This window comes from Caballeronia cordobensis (assembly GCF_001544575.2).
GTDB lineage: Bacteria > Pseudomonadota > Gammaproteobacteria > Burkholderiales > Burkholderiaceae > Caballeronia > Caballeronia cordobensis.
This window is the reverse complement of the sequence record NZ_FCNY02000001.1, coordinates 219,373-244,120: the sequence shown is the minus strand read 5'-3', so window position 1 is coordinate 244,120 and position 24,748 is coordinate 219,373. Positions and strand designations below refer to the sequence as shown.

General features: G+C 63.1%; 20 protein-coding genes. 19 read left to right on the top strand and 1 reads right to left on the bottom strand.

Annotated features, from left to right (window positions below):
* The first annotated feature begins 228 nt into the window (after positions 1 to 228).
* From AWB70_RS01065 to AWB70_RS00980, 18 genes are all read left to right on the top strand, one after another.
* Entirely contained in the window at positions 229 to 4,323 is a 4,095-nt protein-coding gene (locus tag AWB70_RS01065) for a DUF3683 domain-containing protein (RefSeq protein WP_053567597.1), read from the top strand.
* A gap of 36 nt (positions 4,324 to 4,359) precedes the next feature.
* Complete coding sequence (locus tag AWB70_RS01060) at positions 4,360 to 4,794, top strand: HIT family protein (protein ID WP_014190371.1); 435 nt, start codon at positions 4,360 to 4,362, stop codon at positions 4,792 to 4,794.
* A gap of 12 nt (positions 4,795 to 4,806) precedes the next feature.
* Positions 4,807 to 5,217: a gamma-butyrobetaine hydroxylase family protein gene (locus AWB70_RS01055; RefSeq protein ID WP_014190372.1), complete on the top strand. Its 411-nt coding sequence runs from the start codon at positions 4,807 to 4,809 to the stop codon at positions 5,215 to 5,217.
* A gap of 92 nt (positions 5,218 to 5,309) precedes the next feature.
* Positions 5,310 to 6,041, top strand: coding sequence for a bifunctional demethylmenaquinone methyltransferase/2-methoxy-6-polyprenyl-1,4-benzoquinol methylase UbiE (gene ubiE, locus AWB70_RS01050; protein ID WP_053567397.1), 732 nt, complete (start codon positions 5,310 to 5,312; stop codon positions 6,039 to 6,041).
* 25 nt (positions 6,042 to 6,066) lie between these two features.
* Positions 6,067 to 7,080: a Tim44 domain-containing protein gene (locus AWB70_RS01045; RefSeq protein WP_053567398.1), complete on the top strand. Its 1,014-nt coding sequence runs from the start codon at positions 6,067 to 6,069 to the stop codon at positions 7,078 to 7,080.
* Between the two features lie 194 nt (positions 7,081 to 7,274).
* Complete coding sequence (locus AWB70_RS01040; RefSeq protein WP_087086218.1) at positions 7,275 to 7,934, top strand: ubiquinone biosynthesis accessory factor UbiJ; 660 nt, start codon at positions 7,275 to 7,277, stop codon at positions 7,932 to 7,934.
* A 21-nt stretch (positions 7,935 to 7,955) separates the two neighbouring features.
* On the top strand, positions 7,956 to 9,530 hold the full coding sequence (ubiB, locus tag AWB70_RS01035; protein WP_014190376.1) for a ubiquinone biosynthesis regulatory protein kinase UbiB: 1,575 nt from the start codon (positions 7,956 to 7,958) through the stop codon (positions 9,528 to 9,530).
* A gap of 13 nt (positions 9,531 to 9,543) precedes the next feature.
* On the top strand, positions 9,544 to 10,161 hold the full coding sequence (locus tag AWB70_RS01030) for a methyltransferase domain-containing protein (RefSeq protein WP_053567400.1): 618 nt from the start codon (positions 9,544 to 9,546) through the stop codon (positions 10,159 to 10,161).
* Between the two features lie 149 nt (positions 10,162 to 10,310).
* Positions 10,311 to 10,679 (top strand): FmdB family zinc ribbon protein, encoded by a 369-nt coding sequence (locus AWB70_RS01025; protein ID WP_075644195.1) that lies wholly within the window; start codon positions 10,311 to 10,313, stop codon positions 10,677 to 10,679.
* 140 nt (positions 10,680 to 10,819) lie between these two features.
* A complete protein-coding gene (locus AWB70_RS01020) occupies positions 10,820 to 11,482 on the top strand; it encodes a DUF502 domain-containing protein (RefSeq protein WP_014190379.1) in 663 nt (220 codons plus the stop codon).
* Positions 11,483 to 11,573: 91 nt separating this feature from the next.
* Positions 11,574 to 13,376 carry an aspartate--tRNA ligase gene (aspS, locus tag AWB70_RS01015; RefSeq protein WP_053567402.1) on the top strand — a complete coding sequence of 601 codons (1,803 nt, stop codon included), beginning with the start codon at positions 11,574 to 11,576 and terminating at the stop codon, positions 13,374 to 13,376.
* 108 nt (positions 13,377 to 13,484) lie between these two features.
* A complete protein-coding gene (nudB, locus tag AWB70_RS01010) occupies positions 13,485 to 13,961 on the top strand; it encodes a dihydroneopterin triphosphate diphosphatase (RefSeq protein ID WP_053567403.1) in 477 nt (158 codons plus the stop codon).
* Positions 13,958 to 15,250: a phospholipase D-like domain-containing protein gene (locus AWB70_RS01005; protein WP_053567404.1), complete on the top strand. Its 1,293-nt coding sequence runs from the start codon at positions 13,958 to 13,960 to the stop codon at positions 15,248 to 15,250. Before nudB ends, AWB70_RS01005 begins: the two co-directional genes overlap by 4 nt.
* Positions 15,251 to 15,519: 269 nt before the next feature.
* Positions 15,520 to 16,194 (top strand): TetR/AcrR family transcriptional regulator, encoded by a 675-nt coding sequence (locus AWB70_RS01000; protein WP_014190383.1) that lies wholly within the window; start codon positions 15,520 to 15,522, stop codon positions 16,192 to 16,194.
* Between the two features lie 71 nt (positions 16,195 to 16,265).
* Positions 16,266 to 18,053, top strand: a complete 1,788-nt coding sequence (locus tag AWB70_RS00995; RefSeq protein ID WP_053567405.1) for an acyl-CoA dehydrogenase C-terminal domain-containing protein — start codon at positions 16,266 to 16,268, stop codon at positions 18,051 to 18,053.
* Positions 18,054 to 18,735: 682 nt separating this feature from the next.
* Positions 18,736 to 21,165, top strand: a complete 2,430-nt coding sequence (locus AWB70_RS00990) for a 3-hydroxyacyl-CoA dehydrogenase/enoyl-CoA hydratase family protein (RefSeq protein WP_053567406.1) — start codon at positions 18,736 to 18,738, stop codon at positions 21,163 to 21,165.
* Positions 21,166 to 21,179: 14 nt separating this feature from the next.
* The gene (locus tag AWB70_RS00985) at positions 21,180 to 22,382 is read left to right on the top strand and encodes an acetyl-CoA C-acyltransferase (protein WP_053567407.1); all 1,203 of its coding nucleotides are present in this window, start codon (positions 21,180 to 21,182) and stop codon (positions 22,380 to 22,382) included.
* Between the two features lie 56 nt (positions 22,383 to 22,438).
* Positions 22,439 to 23,203 carry an enoyl-CoA hydratase gene (locus tag AWB70_RS00980; protein ID WP_053567408.1) on the top strand — a complete coding sequence of 255 codons (765 nt, stop codon included), beginning with the start codon at positions 22,439 to 22,441 and terminating at the stop codon, positions 23,201 to 23,203.
* A 6-nt stretch (positions 23,204 to 23,209) separates the two neighbouring features.
* On the opposite strand, the gene fdhD is transcribed toward AWB70_RS00980, so the two are convergent.
* The gene (gene fdhD, locus AWB70_RS00975) at positions 23,210 to 24,037 is read right to left on the bottom strand and encodes a formate dehydrogenase accessory sulfurtransferase FdhD (RefSeq protein ID WP_014190388.1); all 828 of its coding nucleotides are present in this window, start codon (positions 24,035 to 24,037) and stop codon (positions 23,210 to 23,212) included.
* Positions 24,038 to 24,236: 199 nt separating this feature from the next.
* Here fdhD and AWB70_RS00970 point away from each other — a divergent pair, with 199 nt between their 5' ends.
* Positions 24,237 to 24,716 carry a nitrate reductase associated protein gene (locus AWB70_RS00970; protein ID WP_014190389.1) on the top strand — a complete coding sequence of 160 codons (480 nt, stop codon included), beginning with the start codon at positions 24,237 to 24,239 and terminating at the stop codon, positions 24,714 to 24,716.
* Positions 24,717 to 24,748: the final 32 nt, after the last annotated feature.

Sequence of the window (24,748 nt, the reverse complement as noted above, 5' to 3'; positions counted from 1 at the left end):
CTTCGGATCGATTTTCTGGCGCATGTTTCCCGCGGGTTGCATCCCGCGGCGGAAAAGCATGCGCGCCACGCGCGATCGTGGCGTTGATCCAGGGCACACCGAAGGCGCCGTGATGAGCCCCGGCGGCCTTCGCCAAGATAAGTCTCATTCGAAAATTTGCGCCCCCACGCGCATCGCCGGCATTTCCGCTTTTCGAAGCGCGAAGGCCGGCACACCGAACCGTCGAACATGAACGCACCTCAAGCCTTCGATCCGAACGGCGCCCATGCCGCCTTGGCGCTCGATAACGAGCCCCGTCTGCGCGAAATTCCCTATAACTACACGTCGTTTTCCGATCGCGAAATCGTCATGCGGCTTCTGGGCGACGAAGCCTGGGCCGTGCTCGACGAACTGCGCAACGAGCGCCGCACGGGCCGCTCGGCGCGCATGCTGTATGAAGTGCTCGGCGATATCTGGGTCGTGCGCCGCAATCCTTATCTGCAGGACGACCTGCTCGACAATCCGAAGCGCCGCGCGCTTCTCGTCGAAGCACTGAATCACCGTCTCGCCGAAATCGAGAAACGCCGCAGCGCCGATCTTTCCGCGCACAGCGACGAAGCCGGCAGCCGCGAGCGCGCCGGGCGCGTGCAATTGCTGATCGCCGCAGCACGCCGCGCCGTCGACGACTTCGCCGCCGAATTCGGCCACATGTCCGACTTGCGCCGCCGCGCATCGCGCGTGCTGGGCAAGGAAACGCAGAAGGACAACATCAAGTTCGACGGTCTCTCGCGCGTCGCGCACGTCACGGACGCCACGGACTGGCGCGTCGAATATCCGTTCGTCGTGCTGACGCCCGACAGCGAAGCCGAAATCGCCGGCCTGATCAAGGCGTGCTTCGAACTCGGCCTGACCGTGATCCCGCGCGGCGGCGGCACCGGCTACACCGGCGGCGCGATTCCGCTCACGCCGTTCTCGGCCGTCATCAACACGGAAAAGCTCGAACAGCTCGGTCCGGTCGAAATGACGGATCTGCCGGGCGTCGATCACAAGGTCGCGACGATTTTCTCGGGCGCGGGCGTGGTCACACGGCGCGTCACCGAAGCCGCGGAGCAGGCGGGCTTCGTGTTCGCCGTCGATCCGACTTCGCTCGATGCATCGTGCGTCGGCGGCAATGTCGCGATGAACGCGGGTGGCAAGAAAGCGGTGTTGTGGGGCACGGCGCTCGACAATCTCGCGTGGTGGCGCATGGTCGATCCCGAAGGCAACTGGCTCGAAGTCACGCGTCTGGATCACAACTGCGGCAAGATTCACGACGTCGAAGTGGCGCGCTTCCGGCTCGACTGGTTCGACGGCAATCGTCCGCCGGGCGAGAAGCTCCTGCGCACCGAAACGCTCGACATCGCGGGCCGCACGTTCCGCAAGGAAGGCCTCGGGAAAGACGTCACCGACAAATTCCTCGCCGGTCTGCCCGGCGTGCAGAAGGAAGGCTGCGACGGCCTCATCACGTCCGCGCGCTGGATTCTGCACAAGATGCCCGCGCACACGCGCACCGTCTGCCTCGAATTCTTCGGCCAGGCGCGCGACGCGATTCCGAGCATCGTCGAGATCAAGGACTATCTGTTCGAGACGTCGAAGCAGGGCGGCGCGATCCTCGCCGGTCTCGAACACCTCGACGAGCGCTATCTGCGCGCGGTCGGCTATGCGACGAAAAGCAAGCGCAACGCGTTCCCGAAGATGGTGCTGATCGGCGATATCGTCGGCAATGACGCCGATGCCGTCGCCTCGGCCACATCGGAAGTCGTGCGCATGGCGAACGGCAAGAGCGGCGAAGGCTTCGTCGCGGTGAACGCCGAGGCGCGCAAGCGTTTCTGGCTCGACCGCTCGCGCACGGCGGCCATCGCCAAGCACACGAACGCGTTCAAGATCAACGAAGACGTCGTGATTCCGCTCGATCGCATGGGCGAATACACGGACGGCATCGAGCGCATCAACATCGAGTTGTCGATCAAGAACAAGCTGCAACTGGTCGATGCGCTCGAAGCGTTTTTCCGCACCGGCAAGCTGCCGCTCGGCAAGACCGACGACGCCAACGAAATTCCGAGCGCGGAACTGCTCGAAGACCGCGTGACGCAGGCGCTCGATTTGTTGAAGCGCGTGCGCGAGCGCTGGACTTTCGTCGGCGACAAGCTCGACATGTCCTTGCGCGAGGCGCAGCACTATCTCGTGAATCTCGGCTACGAAGCGCTGGCGGAGAAATTCGCGGATCGCGTCGACGTGCAGCCGGACGCCAACGTGTTTCACGTTGCGCAGGACCGCACCGTGCGCATTTCGTGGAAGCAGGAAATTCGCGCGGAACTGCGTCAGATCTTCAACGGCGGCGAGTTCAAGCCGATCCTCGACGAGGCGCAGGCCATCCACAAGCAAGTGCTGCGCGGCCGCGTGTTCGTCGCGCTGCACATGCACGCGGGCGATGGCAACGTGCACACGAACATCCCCGTCAACTCCGATAACTACGAGATGCTCCAGGACGCGCATCACGCGGTCGCGCGCATCATGAAGCTCGCGCGTTCGCTCGATGGCGTGATCTCGGGCGAGCACGGCATCGGCATCACGAAGCTGGAGTTTCTGACGGAAGAGGAAATCGGCGATTTCCGCGCGTACAAGCAGCGCGTCGATCCGCACGGGCGCTTCAACAAGGGCAAGCTGTTCGATGGCGCGGACCTGCGCAACGCGTACACGCCGTCGTTCGGCCTGATGGGCTACGAGTCGATCATCATGCAGCAGTCGGATATCGGCGCGATTTCCGATTCCATCAAGGACTGCCTGCGCTGCGGCAAGTGCAAGCCGGTGTGCGCCACGCACGTGCCGCGCGCGAATTTGCTGTACAGCCCGCGCAACAAGATTCTCGCCACGTCGCTGCTGGTCGAAGCGTTCCTGTACGAGGAGCAGACGCGCCGCGGCGTGTCCATCAAACATTGGGACGAATTCAACGACGTCGCCGATCACTGCACGGTCTGCCACAAGTGCGTGACGCCGTGCCCGGTGAAGATCGATTTCGGCGACGTCACGATGAACATGCGCAATCTCTTGCGCAAGATGGGCAAGAAGAAGTTCAACGCGGGCAACGCGGCCGGCATGTTCTTCCTCAACGCGACGAATCCGCAGACGATCAACCTCGCGCGCACCGCGATGATGGGCGTCGGCTACAAGGCGCAGCGTCTGGGCAACGAATTGCTGAAGAAGGTCGTGAAGAAGCAGACGGCGAAACCGCCCGCGACGGTCGGCAAACCGCCGGTCGTGACGCAGGTCATTCACTTCGTCAACAAGAAGATGCCGGGCAATCTGCCGAAGAAGACGGCGCGCGCGCTGCTGGATATCGAGGACAACAAGATCGTCCCGATCATCCGCAATCCGCAGACGACCACCGTCGATTCGGAAGCCGTGTTCTATTTCCCCGGCTGCGGCTCGGAGCGCCTGTTCTCGCAAGTCGGACTCGCGACGCAAGCCATGCTCTGGGAAGCGGGCGTGCAGACCGTGCTGCCGCCGGGCTATCTGTGTTGCGGCTACCCGCAGCGCGGCTCGGGCCAGTACGACAAGGCCGAGCAGATCGTCACGGACAATCGCGTGCTGTTCCACCGCGTCGCGAATACGTTGAACTATCTCGATATCAAGACCGTGGTCGTGTCGTGCGGCACGTGCTACGACCAGCTCGCGGGCTACGAATTCGAGAAGATCTTTCCGGGCTGCCGGATCATCGACATTCACGAGTTCCTGCTGGAAAAGAACATCAGGCTCGAAGGCGTGAAGGGCACGCGCTACATGTATCACGACCCGTGCCACTCGCCGATCAAGACGATGGACCCGGTCAAGCTCGTCAATCAGCTGATGGGTTCGGAAAACGACGGCTACAAGATCGAGAAGAACGATCGCTGCTGCGGCGAATCGGGCACGCTCGCGGTGACGCGTCCGGATATCTCGACGCAGGTGCGCTTCCGCAAGGAAGAAGAGATCCGCAAGGGCGCGGCCAAGCTGCGCGGCATTCCGCTCGTCGCGGAAGCGGGCGCGAACGCGATCAATCTCGCGAACGCGTCGGCGGGTGCGGCGGGCGCACAGCCCGGTTCCGTGCTGAAGGCCGGCGACGGTCCTCAGACCAATGGCGCCGACGTGAAAATCCTGACGAGCTGCCCGTCCTGCCTGCAAGGCCTCTCGCGCTACAACGAGGACGCCAACGTCGAGGCGGACTATATCGTCGTGGAAATCGCCCGCAAGGTGCTCGGCGAAAACTGGATGGAACAGTACGTCGAACGCGCGAACAATGGCGGTATCGAGCGCGTGCTGGTGTAATAGCGAAATCGAGGTTTGATTCGCTAGAGGTACGAGATGGACTGTGTGTTTTGCCGTGAAGACGGCGGCGAAGTGCTGTGGTCGGACGACGCATTGCGCGTCGTCCTCGCCGACGAGCCCGACTGGCCGGGCTTTTGCCGTGTGATCTGGCGCGCGCACGTCGCCGAAATGTCCGATATGGCGGACGGCGACCGCGCGCGCGTGATGACCGCCGTCAACGGCGTCGAGCGCGCGATGCGCCGCGTGCTCGTGCCCGAGAAGATCAATCTGGCGAGCCTCGGCAATCAGGTGCCGCACGTTCACTGGCACGTCATTCCGCGTTTTTCCAACGATTCCCGCTTTCCTCTGCCGATCTGGGCGCCGCGCCAGCGCACGGTCTCCGAGTCGCAGCTCTCGAAGCGGCGCGCGCAGGCCACGCTTTTGCGCGAACAGGTGCGCAACGAGCTGAACCAGGCGTTCGGCACTCACTAAGACCATTCCATCATGAGCGGACTCACCTCCACGACGCCGATTCCCACCGGCGTCGTCGTGCATTCGAAATCCCGTGTGCTCGAACTGCAATACGGCGACACGTCGTATCGCGTGCCGTTCGAGTTGCTGCGCGTCTATTCGCCGTCGGCGGAAGTGCAGGGGCACGGGCCGGGACAGGAAACGCTGCAAACCGGCAAGCGCGAAGTGACGATCATCGGCATCGATCCGGTCGGGCATTACGCGTTGCAACTCAATTTTTCTGACGGTCACAATACCGGCATCTATTCTTGGGACATCCTTCACGACCTGGCGACGCGTCAGGACGCGTTGTGGAGCGAGTATCTGGCGAAGCTGCAAGCCGCGGGCGTGGACCGCGATACGCCGATGGCCGCGAAGCCGTCCGGCGGCGGGCATTGCCACTGAGCATCCAACAATATCGATGCGGCATAACGCCGCACAGCCGGCGCGATGATTGCGCACACTAGAACGAACAAAACAGGCGAGGAAGAAGCGCGATGAGCAAGACCCACTTCGGATACGAAACGGTCGACGAGCAGGACAAGGCGAAGAAAGTGGCGGGCGTGTTCCACTCCGTCGCGAGCAACTACGACTTGATGAACGACCTGATGTCCGGCGGACTGCATCGGATCTGGAAGCACTTCACGATCGGGCAGGCCAAGGTGCGGCCGGGCTACAAGGTGCTGGACATCGCGGGCGGCACGGGCGACCTGGCCATGGCCTTCGCCAAGCAGGCGGGCGAGACCGGCGAGGTGTGGCACACGGACATCAACGAATCGATGCTGCGCGTGGGCCGCGACCGGCTGATCGACAAAGGCGTGCTGACGCCCACGCTGCTATGCGACGCCGAGAAGATTCCGTTCCCGGACAATTATTTCAATGTGGTTACGGTTGCCTTCGGTTTGCGCAACATGACCCACAAGGACGGCGCGCTGGCCGAAATGACGCGCGTCATCAAGCCGGGCGGCAAGCTGCTGGTGCTGGAATTCTCAAAAGTGTGGGAACCGCTGAAGAAGCCGTACGATATCTACAGTTTCAAGATTTTGCCGTGGCTTGGCGAAAAAGTAGCCAAAGATGCGGAGAGCTACCGGTACCTTGCCGAGTCCATCCGCATGCACCCGGACCAGGAAACTTTAAAAACGATGATGGAACAAGCGGGCCTGGATCGAGTCGAATATTACAATTTGTCAGGTGGCGTGGTAGCGTTACACGTCGGGACCAAATTTTAGTGTTCCACTCTTCAAAGGATTCGATATGTTCGATTCGCGCAAACCCCAATCCCGGGGTTTCCTGAACATCTTCTTCAGGAAGGCCGGAATCTTGGCGCTGGCTGGCGTTATTGCGGCTGGCGCAATCTTCGCGGAAACGGCGGAAGCCAAGCGCATGGGCGGCGGCCGCAGCATGGGCCGTCAGTCGGCCACGGCGACGCAGCAGCATCAGGCGACGCCGCCGTCGCAGTCCATGCAGCAGGGTCAGCCGGGACAGGCCGCGCAGGCCCAGCGCGCGCAGCCCGCGCCGGCCACCCCGGCCGCGGCGCAACCCGCGCGCAACCGCTGGCTCGGGCCGATCGCCGGTCTCGCCGCGGGCCTGGGCATCGCGGCGCTGCTGTCGCACTTCGGGCTCGGCGAGGCGTTCGCCGGCGCGATGGCCAACATGATCATGATCGCGTTGATCGTGCTGGCGGCCGTCATGCTGTTCCGCTTCATCATGCGCAGGCGTCAGGGCAACCAGGCCAGCAACACGCCCGCCTATGCCGGCGCGGGCTCGGCCTCGCCGTACGGCGCGACCGCGCGCACGAGCCTGAATCAGGACCCGCCTCAGGTGCCGCAGCAGCCTACGGGTTTCGGCGCGAACTACATCGAGTCCGCGGCGCAACCGGCCGTTCCGGCGAACGTGCCGGCGGGCTTCGACACCGAGGCGTTCGTGCGTAACGCGAAGGTCTACTTCGTGCGGCTGCAGGACGCGTGGGACCGCGGCAACGTCAACGACATCCGCGAGTTCACGACGCCCGAAATGTTCGCCGAAGTGAAGCTCGACGTCGACGCACGCGGCAGCGCGCCGAATCGCACGGACGTGGTGCAACTCAACGCCGATGTCCTCGGCGTCGAGGATCGCCCGGCCGAGTATCTCGCGAGCGTGCGCTTCCACGGCCTGATCCGCGAGTCGGAAGGTGCGGCGGCGGAACCGTTCGTCGAGGTCTGGAACCTGTCGAAGCAGAAGGCGGGCAACGAAGGCTGGCTGCTGGCGGGTATTCAGCAAGTCAGTTGAGCGTGGCCGCGCGCCGGAGTGCAAGGCTCCGGCGTCCCGCCCCTGGTCGAATGGCCAGCAGCCGGCAACCGTCAGTGTGATCGTCGGCTGCGGCGTTAGAATAGAAACCCGCGCGAGCTTCTCGCGCGGGTTTTTTCATCTCATAGCCGATGACGAACGCAGACGAATCCGCCCGTTCCGCAGCAAATCCCGCCTTGAAGACCGCGTCCAGTGGGTTCGCGGCCGCCGTGAATCATCTGCTCGTGCGCGAGCCGTGGGCTCGTGAACGCGTGAAGCCGTACGCCGGCAAGCGCGTCAAGCTGTCGTGCACGCCGGTTTCGATCGCGCTCGTGGTGCAACCCGAGGGACTTTTCGCCGCGACCACCGCCGCGGAAGCCGGCGAGTTCGACGTCACCATCGCCGTGCCGCTCGACGCGCTGCCCGCGTTTTTGCAAGGCGGTCAGGCGGCCGTGATGAAGCACGTTCGCATCGAGGGCGACGCCGAATTCGCGACCACGCTTGCCAAGCTGGCCGAACATCTGCGCTGGGACCCGGAGGAAGACCTTGCACGCGTGATCGGGGACGCGCCCGCGCATCGCGTCGGGCTCATCGCGCGCGCGGTGCAGGAGCAGGCGCAGCGCACCGGCCGTAATCTGCTGGACACATTCACCGAATATTTCCTCGACGAGCGTCCGCAACTCGTGCGCAAGAGCGCGCTCGACGCGTTCAACGCCGAACTGTCGAAGGCGCGCGATGCGCTGGCGCGTGTCGAAAAGCGCATCGAGCGAATCGAGCAAAACGCTGATCAATCAAGACCGGGTCGCGGCGCTTCAGCGCGAACCGGTGGCGAGTCCGTGCGCGACTCGCACAAATAACGAGCTGAAGCGAACCCGAACATGCGTTTTCTGCGTTTCCTCAAGATTTTTTTCACGATCGTCCGCTTCGGGCTCGACGAGCTCGTGATGAGCGGCATCGACGATCGCCGTGTGCGCTTTCTCATGCGCATCACGACGTTCGGCCGCAGCTTCAACATCGAGCGCGGCATTCGGCTCAGGCTCGCGCTGGAAAGTCTCGGCCCGATTTTCGTGAAGTTCGGCCAGGTGCTGTCGACGCGGCGCGACCTGTTGCCCGTCGATATCGCCGACGAACTCGCGAAGCTCCAGGATCGCGTGCCGCCGTTCGATTCCGCGGTGGCCGTGTCGATCATCGAAAAATCGCTCGGCGCGCCGATCGACGTCCTGTTCGACGATTTCGAGCGCGTGCCGGTGGCGAGCGCCTCGATCGCGCAGGTGCATTTCGCGAAGATCAAGACCGGCGAGCATGCGGGCAAGCCCGTCGCGGTGAAGGTGCTGCGCCCGGGCATGCTGCCGGTGATCGATTCCGATCTGGCGCTGCTGCGCGATATCGCGATCTGGGCCGAGCGCTTGTGGGCGGACGGCCGGCGTCTGAAGCCGCGTGAAGTGGTCGCCGAATTCGACAAGTATCTGCACGACGAGCTCGACTTGATGCGCGAGGCCGCCAACGGCAGCCAGTTGCGCCGCAATTTTCAGGGGCTCGATCTGCTGCTCGTGCCGGAAATGTACTGGGATCTGTCCGCGCCGACGGTGCTCGTCATGGAACGCATGGTCGGCGTGCCGATCAGCCAGGTCGATACCTTGCGCGCGGCCGGCGTCGATATTCCGAAGCTCGCGCGCGAAGGCGTCGAGATTTTCTTCACGCAGGTGTTTCGCGACGGCTTTTTCCACGCCGACATGCACCCCGGCAACATTCAGGTCAGCCTCGATCCGGCGACGTTCGGGCGGTATATCGCGCTGGATTTCGGGATCGTCGGGGCGCTGTCGGACTTCGATAAAAACTACCTCGCGCAGAACTTTCTCGCGTTCTTCAAGCGTGACTATCATCGCGTCGCGACGCTGCACCTCGAATCCGGCTGGGTGCCGCCGAGCACGCGCGTCGAGGAACTGGAAAGCTCCATTCGCGCCGTCTGCGAACCGTACTTCGATCGCGCGCTGAAAGACATTTCGCTCGGGCAAGTGCTGATGCGCCTTTTTTCGACGTCGCGCCGCTTCAACGTCGAGATTCAGCCCCAGCTCGTGCTGCTGCAAAAGACGATGCTCAACGTCGAAGGGCTCGGGCGCTCGCTCGACCCGGAACTCGATCTCTGGAAAACGGCCAAGCCTTATCTCGAGCGCTGGATGAACGAGCAGATCGGCTGGCGCGGCTGGTACGAGCGACTGCAAATGGAAGCGCCGCAATGGAGCAAGACCATTCCGCAGTTGCCGCGGCTCATTCACCACATTCTGGCTGAGCACCACGACGCGCCGAAAAGCGGCAGCGACGAACTCATGCGTCTTTTGCTCGCCGAGCAGAAACGCACGAACCGTCTGCTCGTGACGCTGCTCGTCGGCGGCCTCGTCGCCATTGCGGGCGTGGGCGTCGTGATCGCGCAGTGGTGGTTCGTTCATCCCTGAGGACATCCGCACCATGAGTGATCCGACGAATCCCGACGTGCCCGATTTCGAGAACCGCGATCCGAATTCGCCGGGGTTCTGGGACGAGCGCTTCGAGCATCGATTCACACCGTGGGATCAGGCCGGCGTGCCGGAGATGTTCAAGACTTTCGTCGCCGGGCGGCAACCGCTGAACGTTCTCATTCCCGGCTGCGGCAGCGCTTACGAAGCGCTTTATCTGGCCGAACGCGGCTGGCCGGTCCGCGCGATCGATTTCGCGGCGGGCGCGGTCGAGGTGGCGCGCGCGCAACTGGGTGCGCACGCGGGTATCGTCGAAGAGGCGGATTTTTTCACCTACGAACCGCCTTTTGCGCCCGGCTGGGTGTATGAGCGCGCGTTTCTCTGTGCATTGCCGAAAAGCCGCTGGCAGGACTACGCCGACCGCATGGCGGCGATCCTCAAGCCGGGCGCGCTGCTCGCGGGCTTCTTTTTTATCGGATCGACGCCGAAAGGACCGCCGTTCGGCATCGCGCGCGACGAACTGGACGCGTTGCTGTCGTCGCGCTTCGAACTCGTCGATGACCGCGAGGTGAGCGGCTCGCTACCCGTCTTCGCTGGCCGCGAACGCTGGATGACCTGGCGGCGAATTTGACCGGCGCGGCTTGAAATTCGCCGACTGCGCCCTGAAATAATCCGCGATCAAACTTGCGTCGGGAATCCCGAAAATCGCGGGTCAATATTGGTTTGCGGCTATAATTCAAGGCTTTGCAAGCGTCGACAGATAATTGTAGGAAGAGTGCCATGCCGATTTACGCGTACCGCTGCGCAGACTGCGGCCACGAAAAAGACGTGCTTCGAAAACTGAGCGATGCGCCGCTCACGCAATGTCCTGCCTGCGGAAAGGACACGTTTTCGAAGCAAGTGACCGCCGCCGGATTCCAATTGAAGGGTTCGGGCTGGTATGTCACCGATTTCCGTGGCGGCAACAGCGCATCGAAAGATGCGAGCAACGCGTCGAACGCGCCGGCAGCGAAATCGGACGAGGCTTCTTCCAGTTCCGCCAGCCCCGCCAGCTCGAATAGCGGCGACAGCGCGGCGCCGGCAAGCACGTCCTCGCCGGAGGCAGCCAAGCCCGCCACGGGCGCGTCCGCCTCGTCGGGCGCCGCCTGAAGCGCAAGACGGCCGGCTCGTCCGGCCGCATATTGCAGATGCTGCAGATGCCATCGCCGACCGCGCGTGAAACCAGCGCGGCCCGCCCAAGCCGAATCTCCCATGCAGCCGAGAGCCGGCGCAGCCTTCGCCCCGTGTAAATGACGACGAAAAAGACTACGCTGAAATCCGTGTTCCTCACCGGCCTGCTCGTGCTGGTGCCGCTCGCCATCACGTTGTGGGTGCTGGGCCTCGTCATCGGGACGATGGACCAGACGCTGCTCCTCCTGCCGCAGTCGTGGCAGCCCGAGCGCGTCGTCGGGTTTCATCTGCCGGGCGTGGGCGCGGTGCTCACGCTCGCGTTCATTTTCATCGTCGGATTGCTGACGCAGAATTTCGTCGGCCAGAAGCTCGTGAAATGGTGGGACGCGATCCTGCGTCATATCCCGGTGGTCGGGCCGCTTTACACCAGCGTGAAACAGGTGTCGGACACGTTGCTGTCTTCGAGCGGCAACGCCTTCAGAAAAGCGCTATTAATCGAATACCCGCGCAAGGGCTCGTACACCATCGGTTTTCTGACGGGCATCCCGGGCGGCGACGTGCTGAATCATCTCGACGAAGATCACGTGAGCGTCTACGTGCCGACGACGCCGAATCCGACGTCCGGCTTTTTCCTGATGATGCCGAAAAGCGAAGTCGTCGAACTGGACATGACCGTCGACGCCGCACTGAAGTACATCGTCTCGATGGGCGTGGTGGCTCCCGCGCCGAGCGCGCCGGCATCGGTTGCGCCCGCCCGCCGCCCCACCGAGCCGCCGATGTAATGCCGGCGCGCGCATTCGAGAGTCTGCCGAAGAAAGAGCGAGACCCGAACGCGCGAGCCGTTGATCAACGAACAACGAAAGACACAACATCATGTCGATGCGATCTGAATACTGCGGTCTGGTGACCGAGGCCCGTCTGGGCGAAACCGTCTCGCTGTGCGGCTGGGTGCATCGCCGCCGCGATCACGGTGGCGTTATCTTCATCGACTTGCGCGATCGCGAAGGGCTCGTTCAGGTCGTCTGCGACCCGGACCGCGCCGAGATGTTCAAGGTGGCCGAAGGCGTGCGCAACGAGTTCTGCGTGCAGGTGAAGGGCGTCGTGCGCAATCGTCCCGAAGGCACCATCAACGCCAATCTGACGAGCGGCAAGATCGAAGTGCTGTGCCATGAGCTGAACGTGCTGAACGCGTCGGTGACGCCGCCGTTCCAGCTCGACGACGACAACCTCTCCGAAACCACGCGCCTCACGCATCGCGTGCTCGACCTGCGCCGTCCGCAGATGCAAAAGAATCTGCGCCTGCGCTATCGCGTCGCGATGGAAGTGCGCAAATATCTCGACGCGCAAGGCTTCATCGACATCGAAACGCCGATGCTCACCAAGAGCACGCCGGAAGGCGCGCGCGATTACCTCGTGCCGTCGCGCGTGAACGCGGGCCAGTTCTTCGCGCTGCCGCAATCGCCGCAGCTTTTCAAGCAGCTTTTGATGGTCGCGAACTTCGACCGTTACTACCAGATCACCAAGTGCTTCCGCGACGAAGACCTGCGCGCCGACCGTCAGCCGGAATTCACGCAGATCGACTGCGAAACCTCGTTCCTGACCGAACAGGAAATTCGCGATCTGTTCGAAGCGATGATCCAGCACGTCTTCAAGGAGACGATGGACGTCGAACTGCCCGCGAAATTCCCGGTCATGCTGTACTCGGAAGCCATGCGCCGCTTCGGTTCGGACAAGCCCGACCTGCGCGTGAAGCTCGAATTCGCCGATCTCACGGATGCCGTGAAGGACGTCGACTTCAAGGTGTTCAGCATGCCGGCGAATTCGAAGGACGGCCGCGTGGCTGCGTTGCGCGTGCCGAAGGGCGGCGAGCTCTCGCGTGGCGACATCGACGGTTATACGGAATTCGTGCGCATCTATGGCGCGAAGGGCCTCGCGTGGATCAAGGTCAACGACAAGACCAAGGGTCGCGACGGCCTGCAAAGCCCGATCGTCAAGAACCTGCATGACGCGGCGATCGCGGCGATTCTCGAGCGCACGGCGGCGGAAGACGGCGACATCATCTTCTTCGCGGCGGATCGCGCGAAGGTCGTCAACGACAGCCTCGGCGCGCTGCGTCTGAAGATCGGTCATTCGGAGTTCGGCAAGGCGAACGGTCTGCTCGAAACCGGCTGGAAGCCGCTGTGGGTCATCGACTTCCCGATGTTCGAATACGACGAAGACGAAAACCGCTTCGTGGCCGCGCATCATCCGTTCACGAGCCCGAAGGACGAGCACCTCGAATACCTCGAAACCGATCCGGCCCGCTGCCTCGCGAAGGCATACGACATGGTGCTGAACGGCTGGGAAATCGGCGGCGGTTCGGTGCGTATCTTCCAGGAAGACGTGCAGAGCAAGGTGTTCCGCGCGCTCAAGATCGGCGCGGAAGAAGCGCGTCTGAAGTTCGGCTTCCTGCTCGACGCGCTGCAGTACGGCGCGCCGCCGCACGGCGGCATCGCGTTCGGCCTGGACCGTATCGTCACGCTGATGTCCGGCGCCGATTCGATCCGCGACACCATCGCCTTCCCGAAGACGCAGCGTGCGCAAGATCTGCTCACGCAAGCGCCGAGCGAAGTCGACGAACGCCAGTTGCGCGAGTTGCACATTCGCCTGCGTCAGCCGGAGCAGAAGGCGCACTGAGCGCGTTCGGTTTGTCGTGATGAAAAAGGCGCCGGGTGCGCCTTTTTCGTTTTTTGCGTTACAGTCTTTGGCAAAGTGCAGACAAAGAAAACGCGCGTTCCAAACGACATGCTCAAGCCGCCGAAAATTCCCGAATCCGTACTCGTTGTCATCCATACGCCGGACCTGGACGTGCTCATCATCGAACGCGCGGATCACCAAGGCTTCTGGCAATCGGTGACGGGCTCGAAGGATCGCATCGACGAGCCGTTCACCGAGACCGCCACGCGCGAGGTGCAGGAAGAGACGGGCATCGTGATCGGCAGCGCGCTCGTGCCAGAGAAAGCGCTCATCGACTGGCATCACAGCATTCAGTACGAGATCTATCCGCAGTGGCGGCATCGGTATGCGGAAGGCGTCGTGCAGAACACCGAACACCAGTTCAGCCTTTGCGTGCCGCATTGTCTCGAAGTGACACTCGCGCCGCGCGAACACACCGCACACTTGTGGCTGCCGTTTCGCGAGGCAGCCGACCGGTGCTTCTCGTGGTCGAACCGGGAAGCGATCCTGCAACTGCCCGAGCGCCTCGCGGCGCATAGCCGATGATCGGACTGCGTCCGCGGCGCAGTTTCAAGCGGCTGCGTCAGGCGCTGTTCTCGGGCCGCCGGCCGCTGCGCTTCTGCTTCACGTCCGGCAACCATGTTCGGCTCTTCAAGAACGGCGAGCAGTTTTTTCCGGCCCTGATCGAGCGCATCGACAACGCGAAGCAGTCGGTGTCGCTGGAAACCTACATCTTCGCCAACGACGACATCGGCCGCGCCGTCTCCGATGCGCTCGTGCGCGCGGCCGAGCGCGGCGTCGCGGTGCGCGTGATCACCGATGGCATCGGCACCGAAAGCAATCTGCCGATGTTCAAGCTGTGGCAGGAGCGCCGCGTCGAGCATCGCATCTACAACCCGCATCTGCTGTTCGGACCGCAAGGCTGGTCGCGCACGCATCGCAAGCTCGCGCTGATCGACGAAATCTACGCGTTCTGCGGCGGCATCAATATCGTCGACGACTACGATCAGAACGGCACGCGCCTCGAACGGCCGCGCTGGGATTTCGCGATGGAAGCGCAAGGCCCCGTCGTCAAGGACGTGCGCGAGGCGTTCGACCTGCAATGGCAACGCATTCGTCTCGGCGTGAAGCCGCGTCAGCCGTCACAGCCGGGCTGCGAGCCGCAGCAGGAAGACGAGCGCGCGCCGGGCCGCTGGAACGCCCGCCGCGCGATGCTGGCGCGACGGCGCGCGCGGCTCGGGGAGATCCACGCGGTCGACAGGCCGTGCATCGCGTTCGTCGCGCGGGACAATCTGCTGAATCGCCGCGCCATCGAGAAGGCGTATCTGCGCGCCATCGCGCATGCCGAGAGTGAAGTGCTGCTTGCGAATCCTTACTTCATGCCGGGGCGCAAGCTGCGGCGTGCGCTCGTTTATGCGGCGCAGCGCGGGGTGCGCGTGTCGCTCGTCATCGGTCGCAAGGAGTTCGTTGCGCTGGATTACGCAACGCCCTTTCTCTACGGCAACCTGCTCAAGCACGGCGTGCGCATCGCCGAATACGAAAAGACGATGCTTCACGGCAAGGTCGCGGTCGTGGACGCGGACTGGGCGACGATCGGCTCGTCGAACCTCGATGCGCTCTCGCTCGTGCTCAACAACGAGGCCAACATGGTGCTCGTCAATCATCCGGAGATCGCCGGGCTGCACGACGCCATTCTCCAGGCCTTCGACGAAGGGCGTCCCATCGACGAAAAGCATTATGCTTCGCGGCCGATTACGGAGCGGGCGCTTAACTGGTTGGCCTACAACAGCTATCGTCTGATGATGAAAATGATCACGATCGGTCAGTACGATTAATCTGGCAAAACACTCACACTGCGCAAGATAATGGCGGCGAGCTGACGCAAGCGCGACCTCCCATGAAATGGGAACTCGGGCAGTCACTTACAGGCAGTCCGTATATAAAAACGAGACAATGGCTGCGGGCATTATTGAGATTTATCCTACATACAAGCCCTGCGTTTTAGAAACGCGTATCTAAAATTTTGCTTGTAACACCAACGTTCGGCCACAATAATAGAACGGCCGTTCGATTTTACGGGTCACATAAGAACGGTAGGGACATCATGCGAAAAGGCGAACAGACGCGGGCCGCGATTCTCGACGCAGCACTGGAATTGGCGAGCCGTGACGGTCTTGAAGGGCTGACGATCGGCCTGTTGGCCGAACGGATGCAGATGAGCAAGAGCGGTGTGTTTGCGCATTTCGGCTCGCGAGAGGATTTGCAGGTGGAAGTGGTGCGCGAGTACCACCGGCGCTTCGAGGATGAAGTGTTCTTCCCCAGCCTGCGCGAAGCGCGCGGCTTGCCGCGATTGCGCGCGATGATGAATCGCTGGATGGAGAAGCGCATCCAGGAAGTGACCACGGGTTGTATCTACATCAGCGGAGCGGTGGAGTACGACGACCGCGCCGCGAGCGCCGTGCGCGAGCAGTTGGTGCACAGCGTGAGCATGTGGCGCGAAGCGCTGTTGCGCGCGATCCGCCAGTCGAAGGACGAAGGGCATCTGAAGGCGGAGACCGATCCGCATCTGATGCTTTTCGAGTTGTACAGCTTCACGCTCGGCCTGCATCACGACGCGCGCTTCCTGCATCTGCCGGAGGCGGTGCAACTGACGCGGGACGCGCTGGAGAAGACGATCGTGTCCTATCAGACGCCGAATGCGAACGCCGAAGTGGGCGCGCCGCAACCCGCGCCGAATGGGGCGACGAACGTGACTTCGCATCAAACCGACAGCCGTTAGCGGCGCCGTTCGCATCGACAAGGTGGTTCGGCGGCGCGCAAACCAGAAGCCCGAGGAAACTGGAGAAATACATGGGACAGTACGCCGCCCCCCTTCGCGACATGCAGTTCGTGCTGCACGAAGTGCTGAAGGTCGAAGCCGAATTGAAGAGCATGCCCAGGCATGCCGACCTCGACGCGGACACCATCAATCAGGTGCTCGAAGAAGCCGGCAAGTTCTGCTCGGAAGTCGTGTTTCCGCTCAACCAGAGCGGCGATCGCGAAGGCTGCACTTACGAGGGCGACGGCGTCGTGAAGACGCCCGCCGGCTTCAAGGAAGCTTACCGCCAGTACATCGATGCAGGCTGGCCCGCGCTCGGGTGCGATCCCGAGTACGGCGGCCAGGGCTTGCCCGCGTTCGTGAACAATGCGCTTTACGAAATGCTGAACTCGGCGAATCAGGCCTGGACGATGTACCCCGGCCTCTCGCACGGCGCGTACGAATGTCTGCACGCGCATGGCACGCCCGAACAGAAATCCACGTATCTGCCGAAGCTCGTCTCGGGCGAGTGGACCGGCACGATGTGCCTCACGGAACCGCATTGCGGAACGGACCTCGGCATGTTGCGCACGAAGGCCGAGCCGAACCCCGATGGTTCGTACGCGCTCACCGGCACGAAGATCTTCATTTCGAGCGGCGAGCACGACATGGCGGAGAACATCGTTCATCTGGTGCTCGCGCGTCTGCCGGGTGCGCCGATGGGCACGAAGGGCATTTCGCTCTTCATCGTGCCGAAGTTCGTGCCTGACGCGAGCGGCGCGGTGGGCTCGCGCAACGACATCAAGTGCGGCTCGATCGAGCACAAGATGGGCATTCACGGCAATGCGACCTGCGTGATGAATCTCGACGGCGCGAAGGGCTGGCTCGTCGGCGAGGCGAACAAGGGCTTGAACGCGATGTTCGTGATGATGAACGCCGCGCGCCTGGGCGTCGGCATGCAGGGGCTCGGGCTGACCGAGATCGCCTATCAGAACTCGCTCGTGTACGCGAAGGAGCGTCTGCAGATGCGCGCGCTCACGGGTCCGAAGGCGCCCGAGAAGGCGGCCGATCCGATCATCGTGCATCCGGATGTGCGCCGCATGCTGCTCACGCAGAAAGCCTACGCCGAAGCGGGGCGCGCGTTCACGTACTGGGCGGCGTTGAACATCGACAAGGAACTCTCGCACGCGGACGAAGCCGTGCGCGCGGAGGCCGCCGATTTCGTCGCGCTGCTCACGCCGGTCATCAAGGCCTTTCTGACGGACAACGCGTTCGAAGGCACGAACATGGGGATGCAGATTTACGGCGGGCACGGCTTCATCTCCGAGTGGGGCATGGAGCAATACGTTCGCGATGCGCGCATCAACATGATCTACGAGGGCACGAACTCGATTCAGGCGCTGGATCTGCTCGGCCGCAAGATTCTCGGCGACATGGGGGCGAAGCTGAAGCGCTTCGGCAAGCTCGTGTCGGATTTCGTCGAGCAGGAAGGCGTGAAGCCGGAGATGCAGGAGTTCATCAATCCGCTCGCCGATATTGGTGGGAAGGTGCAGAAGCTCACGATGGAGATCGGCATGAAGGCCATGCAGAATCCCGACGAGGTCGGGGCGGCTGCGGTGCCTTATTTGCGGACCGTCGGGCATCTCGTGTTCTCTTACTTCTGGGCGCGGATGGCGCGGGTTGCGCTTGATGGCGCAGCCTCTGGGGATGCGTTTTATGTCGCCAAGCTGGCGACTGCGCGGTTCTACTTTGCCAAGCTTTTGCCGGAGACGGCTTCGACGATTCGGGCCGCTCGTGCAGGTGCCAAGCCGATGATGGATTACGACGAAGCGTTGTTTTAAGGTTTTTTTCGGCGGATCTTGTGATCGTGTCGGTTTATCAGCGCTGCCCCTGTGCGGGGCGGCACCTACTTTCTTTGCTGCTGCAAAGAAAGTAGGCAAAGAAAGCAGCTTCTCACCGCCCGCGGTCACACGCAGTTTGACCATGCTTGCCAGCCCACAGCGGCACTCGCCTAAGTGTCGCCCTCGGAGGACTAATCGGGCTTGGATCGCACACGGTCTGACACGCCATAACTTTGAAAGCGCTGGTTCAGCACGAAATAGCTTCGGCACAGCGCTGCGCGCTGCCGCGGGGTATGCGAGGGAAACCAACGGAACACGAAGGCGCACGCAAACCCGCTCTTCCCATCGGCCGCGAAGCGGGCTGGAGCTTGATATGGCTGTACCGGTTCGTTAAGCGGTGCGATGTGACGGACCGTGCGCGATCCAAGCCCGATTGGGCCTTTGAGGGCACTCTTTAGGCGAGGGCCGTTCCCCGAGGAGAAGAGTGGCCAAACTGCGTGTGACCGCGGGCGGTGAGAAGCTGCTTTCTTTGGTGACTTTCTTTGCAGCAGCAAAGAAAGTTACCCCCGCCCCGGGGAGGGGCAGAGCCAATAGACCGACACGAAATCAGGATTCCCCGAAAACAGAATTTCACGAAAAAAGCAGAATCAAAATTTTCACGAACATCAGGAGTGACCCCCTCGTGAGCAATCTGACAATCAAGAAAGTTGCCGTCCTCGGCGCAGGCGTAATGGGCGCGCAGATCGCTGCCCATCTCACCAACGCCCGCGTCCCGGTCATGCTCTTCGACCTTCCAGCCAAGGAAGGCCCGAAGAACGGCATCGCGCTGAAGGCGATAGAAAACCTCAAGAAGCTCTCCCCAGCACCGCTAGGGACAAAAGACGACGCCCACTACATCGAACCAGCCAACTACGACGACGACATCGAGAAGCTGAAAGAATGCGATCTCGTGATCGAAGCCATCGCCGAGCGCATGGACTGGAAGCACGATCTCTACAAGAAGGTGTCGCCGCATATCGCGCCGCACGCGATCTTCGCGAGCAACACATCGGGCCTGTCGATCACGGAACTGTCGAACGGTTTCTCCGATGAACTCAAGGCGCATTTCTGCGGCGTGCATTTCTTCAACCCGCCGCGGTATATGCACCTGGTCGAACTGATCCCGACCGCGCAAACCCAACACGACATCCTCGACCAGCTCGAAACCTTCCTGACGAGCGTGATCGGCAAGGGCGTCGTGCGCGCGAAGGACACGCCGAACTTCATCGCGAATCGCGTCGGCGTGTTTTCGATCCTCGCGGTGATCGCCGAAGCGGAAAAGTTCGGCCTGCGCTTCGACGAAGTCGACGATCTCACCGGCGCGCGCCTGGGCCGCGCGAAATCCGCGACCTTCCGCACGGCGGATGTCGTCGGTCTCGACACGATGGCGCACGTCATCAAGACGATGCAGGACAACCTGCCCGACGATCCGTTCTTCGCGGTCTACAAGACGCCGCCCGTGCTCGAAGCGCTCGTAAAGAACGGCGCGCTCGGCCAGAAAACCGGCGCCGGTTTCTATCGCAAGGAAGGCCGTGCGATCAAGGTGCTCGACGCGAAGACGGCTTCTTATGTCGATGGCGGCGCGAAAGCCGACGAACTCATCGGCCGCATTCTGAAGCGTCCGCCTGCGGAGCGCTTCAAGCTCCTGCGCGAAACCGACAACAAACAGGCACAGTTCCTCTGGGCGATTTTCCGCGACGTGTTCCATTACATCGCGGTGCATCTCGAATCGATCGCCGACAACGCACGCGATGTCGATCTCGCGATCCGCTGGGGCTTCGGCTGGAATCAGGGGCCGTTCGAAAGCTGGCAGGCGGCGGGCTGGCAGCAGGTCGCGCAGTGGGTGCAGGAAGATATCGATGCAGGCAAGGCGCTCTCGAACGCGCCGCTGCCCGCGTGGGTGCTCGACGGTCCCGTCGCGCAGGCGAACGGTGTGCACACGAACGAAGGCTCGTGGTCGCCCGCCGCGCGCCGTTTCATGCCGCGTTCGACCTTGTCCGTGTATGAGAAGCAAGTGTTCCGCGCGCCGCTCGAAGGTGAGTCGGGCGCCGATCCGAAGACCTTCGGCAAGACGCTCTTCGAAACCGAAAACGTGCGCGCATGGCTGGACGACGATCAGAGCGACGTCGTCATCGTGTCCTTCAAGACGAAGATGAACACGATCGGTCCCGGCGTGATCGACGGCCTCACGCAAGCGATCGAACTCGCCGAGAAGGCGTACGCGGGCGTCGTGATCTGGCAGCCGACGTCGCTGCAGCTCGGCGCGCCGGGCGGCCCGTTCTCGGCGGGCGCCAACCTTGAAGAAGCCATGCCCGCGTTCATGATGGGCGGCGCGAAGGGCATCGAGCCGTTCGTCGCGAAATTCCAGCAAGGCATGCTGCGCGTGAAATACGCGAATGTGCCGGTCGTGTCGGCGGTATCGGGCATTGCGCTCGGCGGCGGCTGCGAATTGCTGCTGCAATCGGCGAAGCGTGTCGCGCATGTCGAAAGCTATATCGGGCTCGTCGAAGTGGGCGTGGGTCTCGTGCCGGCGGGCGGCGGTCTCAAGGAAGCCGCGTTGCGCGCAGCGGAAGCCGCGAGCGCCGTCAACGCCACGAGCGACCTGCTCAAGTTCCTGCAGAAGTCTTTCGAAAACGCGGCGATGGCGAAGGTCTCGTCGTCCGCATTCGACGCCCGCGCGATGGGCTATCTAAAGCCGTCCGACACGATCGTCTTTAACGTGCACGAGTTGCTCGACATCGCGAAGAAGGAAGCGCGCGCGCTCGCCGCATCGGGCTATCGGCCGCCGTTGCGCGTGAAGCAGGTGCCCGTCGCGGGCCGCTCGGCGATCTCGACCATCAAGGCGTCGCTCGTCAACATGCGCGATGGCCGCTTCATCAGCGATCACGACTATCTAATCGCGAGCCGCATCGCTGAAGCAATGTGCGGCGGCGAGGTCGAAGCGGGCAGTCTCGTCGACGAGGAATGGCTGCTGGCGCTGGAGCGCCGCGCGTTTGTCGACCTCCTCGGCACGCAGAAGACGCAAGAGCGAATCATGGGCATGTTGCAGACCGGCAAGCCGGTGCGTAACTAATCGCGGAGCACAGAATGAGCCATAAACAACTTCAAGACGCATACATCGTCGCCGCGAGCCGCACGCCGATCGGCAAGGCGCCGCGCGGTGTGTTCAAGAACACGCGGCCGGACGAGCTGCTCGTCCACGCGATCAAATCCGCCGTCGCGCGCGTGCCGGGGCTGGACACGAGCGTGATCGAAGACGCGATCGTCGGCTGCGCGATTCCCGAAGCCGAGCAAGGCCTGAACGTGGCGCGCATGGGCGCGTTGCTCGCGGGCTTGCCGAACACGGTCGGCGGCGTGACGGTGAACCGCTTCTGCGCGTCGGGTCTCACGGCGCTCGCGATGGCGGCGGACCGCATCCGTGTCGGTGAAGCCGACGCGATGATCGCGGGCGGCTGCGAGTCGATGAGCATGGTGCCGATGATGGGCAACAAGCCGTCGCTGTCGCCGCATATCTTCGATCGCAACGAGGACGTCGGCATCGCTTACGGCATGGGCCTGACGGCGGAAAAAGTCGCGGAGCGCTGGAAGGTGAGCCGCGAGGCGCAGGACGCGTTCGCGGCGGAGTCGCATCGGCGTGCGCTGGCGGCGCAACAGTCGGGCGAATTCGCCGATGAAATCGCGGCCTACATGCTCAACGAGCGCTTTCCCGATCTCGCATCGGGCGAAGTGCGCGTGAACGCGCGCGAGATCGCGCTCGACGAAGGTCCGCGCGCGGAAACCTCGGTCGAAGGTCTCGCGAAGCTGCGTCCGGTGTTCGCGAACAAGGGCTCGGTCACGGCCGGCAACAGCTCGCAGACGTCGGACGGTGCGGGCGCGCTGATCGTCGTGTCGGAAAAAATCCTGAAGCAGTTCAGCCTGACGCCGCTCGCGCGCTTCGTGAGCTTCGCGGTGCGCGGCGTGCCGCCGGAAATCATGGGCATCGGTCCGAAAGAGGCGATTCCGGCCGCGCTGAAGGCGGCAGGGTTGAAGCAGGACGACATCGACTGGATCGAGCTGAACGAAGCGTTCGCGGCGCAGGCGCTCGCCGTCATCGGCGATCTCGGTCTCGATCCGTCGAAGGTCAATCCGCTCGGCGGCGCGATCGCGCTCGGCCATCCGCTCGGCGCGACGGGCGCGATCCGCGCATCGACGGTCGTGCACGGCCTGCGCCGGCGCAACCTGAAGTACGGCATGGTGACGATGTGCGTCGGCACCGGCATGGGCGCGGCGGGCATCATCGAGCGGCTTTGATCGAGGCGCGTCCACGCGTCGGCAAAGGCGCGTGGACGCAATACAGGAGACAGCGGATGGAGATTCAGATCGAACGCGCGGACGGCGTGCTGAGCATCGTGCTCAACCGTCCGGAGAAGAAGAACGCGATCACCGCGGCGATGTATCAGGAAATGGCCGATGGCCTCTACGAAGCCGAGATGGACCCGACGGTGCGCGCGGTGTTGATCCGCGCCATCGGCACGACGTTCAGCGCGGGCAACGATCTCGACGACTTCCTGAACGATCCGCCGAAAGGGCTGGACGCGCCCGTGTTCCAGTTCCTGCGGCGCATCGCCGCTTTCCCGAAGCCGATCGTGGCGGCGGTGGCGGGCACGGCCGTGGGCATCGGCACGACGATGCTCCTGCATTGCGACATCGTCTACGCGAGTGCGAACGCGAAATTCTCGCTGCCGTTCTCGCAGCTCGGGCTGTGTCCGGAAGCGGCGTCGAGTCTGCTGCTGCCGCGCACGGCGGGCTATCAGCGCGCGGCGGAAAAGCTCCTGCTGGGCGAAGCGTTCGACGTGAACGAAGCGATCGGCATGGGCTTCGTCAACGGCGCGATCGATGCCGCCGGGCTCGATGCCTACGCGCTCGACAAGGCGAAGCGGCTTGCGCTGCTGCCGGCGTCGTCGCTGCGCGTGACCAAGTCGCTGATGAAAAGCGCGCAAGCCGGCGAAGTGACCGCGCGCATGGAAGACGAAGCCGGGCATTTCGCGCGGATGCTCGTCGCGCCGGAAGCGCGCGAGGCGTTTCAGGCGTTCTTCGACAAGCGCAAGCCGAACTTCAGCCAGTTCGAATGAGCCGCGTCATTCCACGTCGTATTCGACGAAGCTGTTTTCGCGCGCGAAGCTGACGAGCCGCAGGCTCGCCTGCTTCGCAATCGCGATGGCGAGCGAGGTCGGCGCGGAGATCGTCGCGATCATTGGCACGCCGACGCGCGCCGATTTGCGCACGAGCTCGTAGCTCGCGCGGCTCGACAGGAACACGAAGCCCTGCGTCGTGTCCTCGCGCGCGAGGATCAGCTGGCCGATGAGCTTGTCGAGCGCGTTGTGGCGTCCGACATCCTCGAACGCATGGCGCACGGCGCCGGTCTCGTCGCACCACGCGGCGGCGTGCAGGCCGCCCGTGAGCTTCGTCAACCGCTGATGCGCGGGCAATTCGCGCGCGGCGCGCTCGATGGCATCGGGCGCGAGACGGTTCAAGAAGCCCGTGTCCGGCACGCGCTCGGGCTGAAGATCCAGCAAGTCGATGCTCTCGATGCCGCACACGCCGCAACCCGTGCGGCCCGCGAGCGCGCGCCGCTTGTCCTTGAGTGCCGCGAACGCCTGCTGCACGACCTGCAGATGCACTTCGGCATGCGGCAAGGCGACGCCGTCGTCGCGGAAATAGACTTCGATATCGTGGATATCGCTGCCGCGCTCGACGATGCCTTCGGTCAGCGAAAAGCCCACCGCGAAGGCTTCGAGATCGCGCGGCGTGCACATCATCACCGCGTGCGAGATGCCGTTGTACACGAGCGCGACGGGCCATTCCTGACCGACGTTATCCGCCGCGATCGCGCTCTCGCCGTGACGGTGCCGGCGCACCTGGCGCTCGACGAAGCCGGGTTGATCGTCGGTTTCGAGTTGGTTCACTTCAATGCTCCTGACCGCGCACTTCGAGTAAAGTCGGGTATGTGACTTGCTGCCTATTGTTGCTGTTCGGTTGCTGTCCGCACGCATCGAACCGCGAACAGCGGCTAGATTGCAATGGTTCCAGCCAGATCCTAGGCCCTACAATAACTTAAGCGGGCAATGCGCGCCGCGCACCCCGCGCAATCCAACGAGGCTTGTTATGGGACTCTACGACGCCGCCCGTCTCTTTGGATTCGAAGTCGAATCCTCGGACAATCTGCGCTTCATTCCGCTCGCCGTGCGTTTCAATCTCGATCGCTTCGGCATGCGCATCACGCTCGACCAATGGCAGCAGCTTCCGCACGCCGATCGCGTGCTGCTCGCGCGCTTTCCGGTCGAAGACGACGCCGAACTCGAAAAGAACTTCGATCTCGCGCTCGAAGAGATGATGAAGACGCATGCCAACGCCGCGCCCGAGCAGATCGAGCGCGATCCCGAGCCCGTCTGGGCGCATGCCGACGCCGTGCCGGAAGCCGTGATCCGGCAAAGCAGCCTGTGCGGCATCAGCGCGCCGAGCCTCGACGGCTGGGGCAAGCTCGACCGTTTCCAGCGCTATGCGCTCGCGAAACTCTCGCGCAACACGGACAAGGTCAATCACGACTTTCTGCCCGCGATGCGCGAATTCGGCCTCGCCGACTGATCCGCACACCGGGAGCAGGGCACGCAAACGTT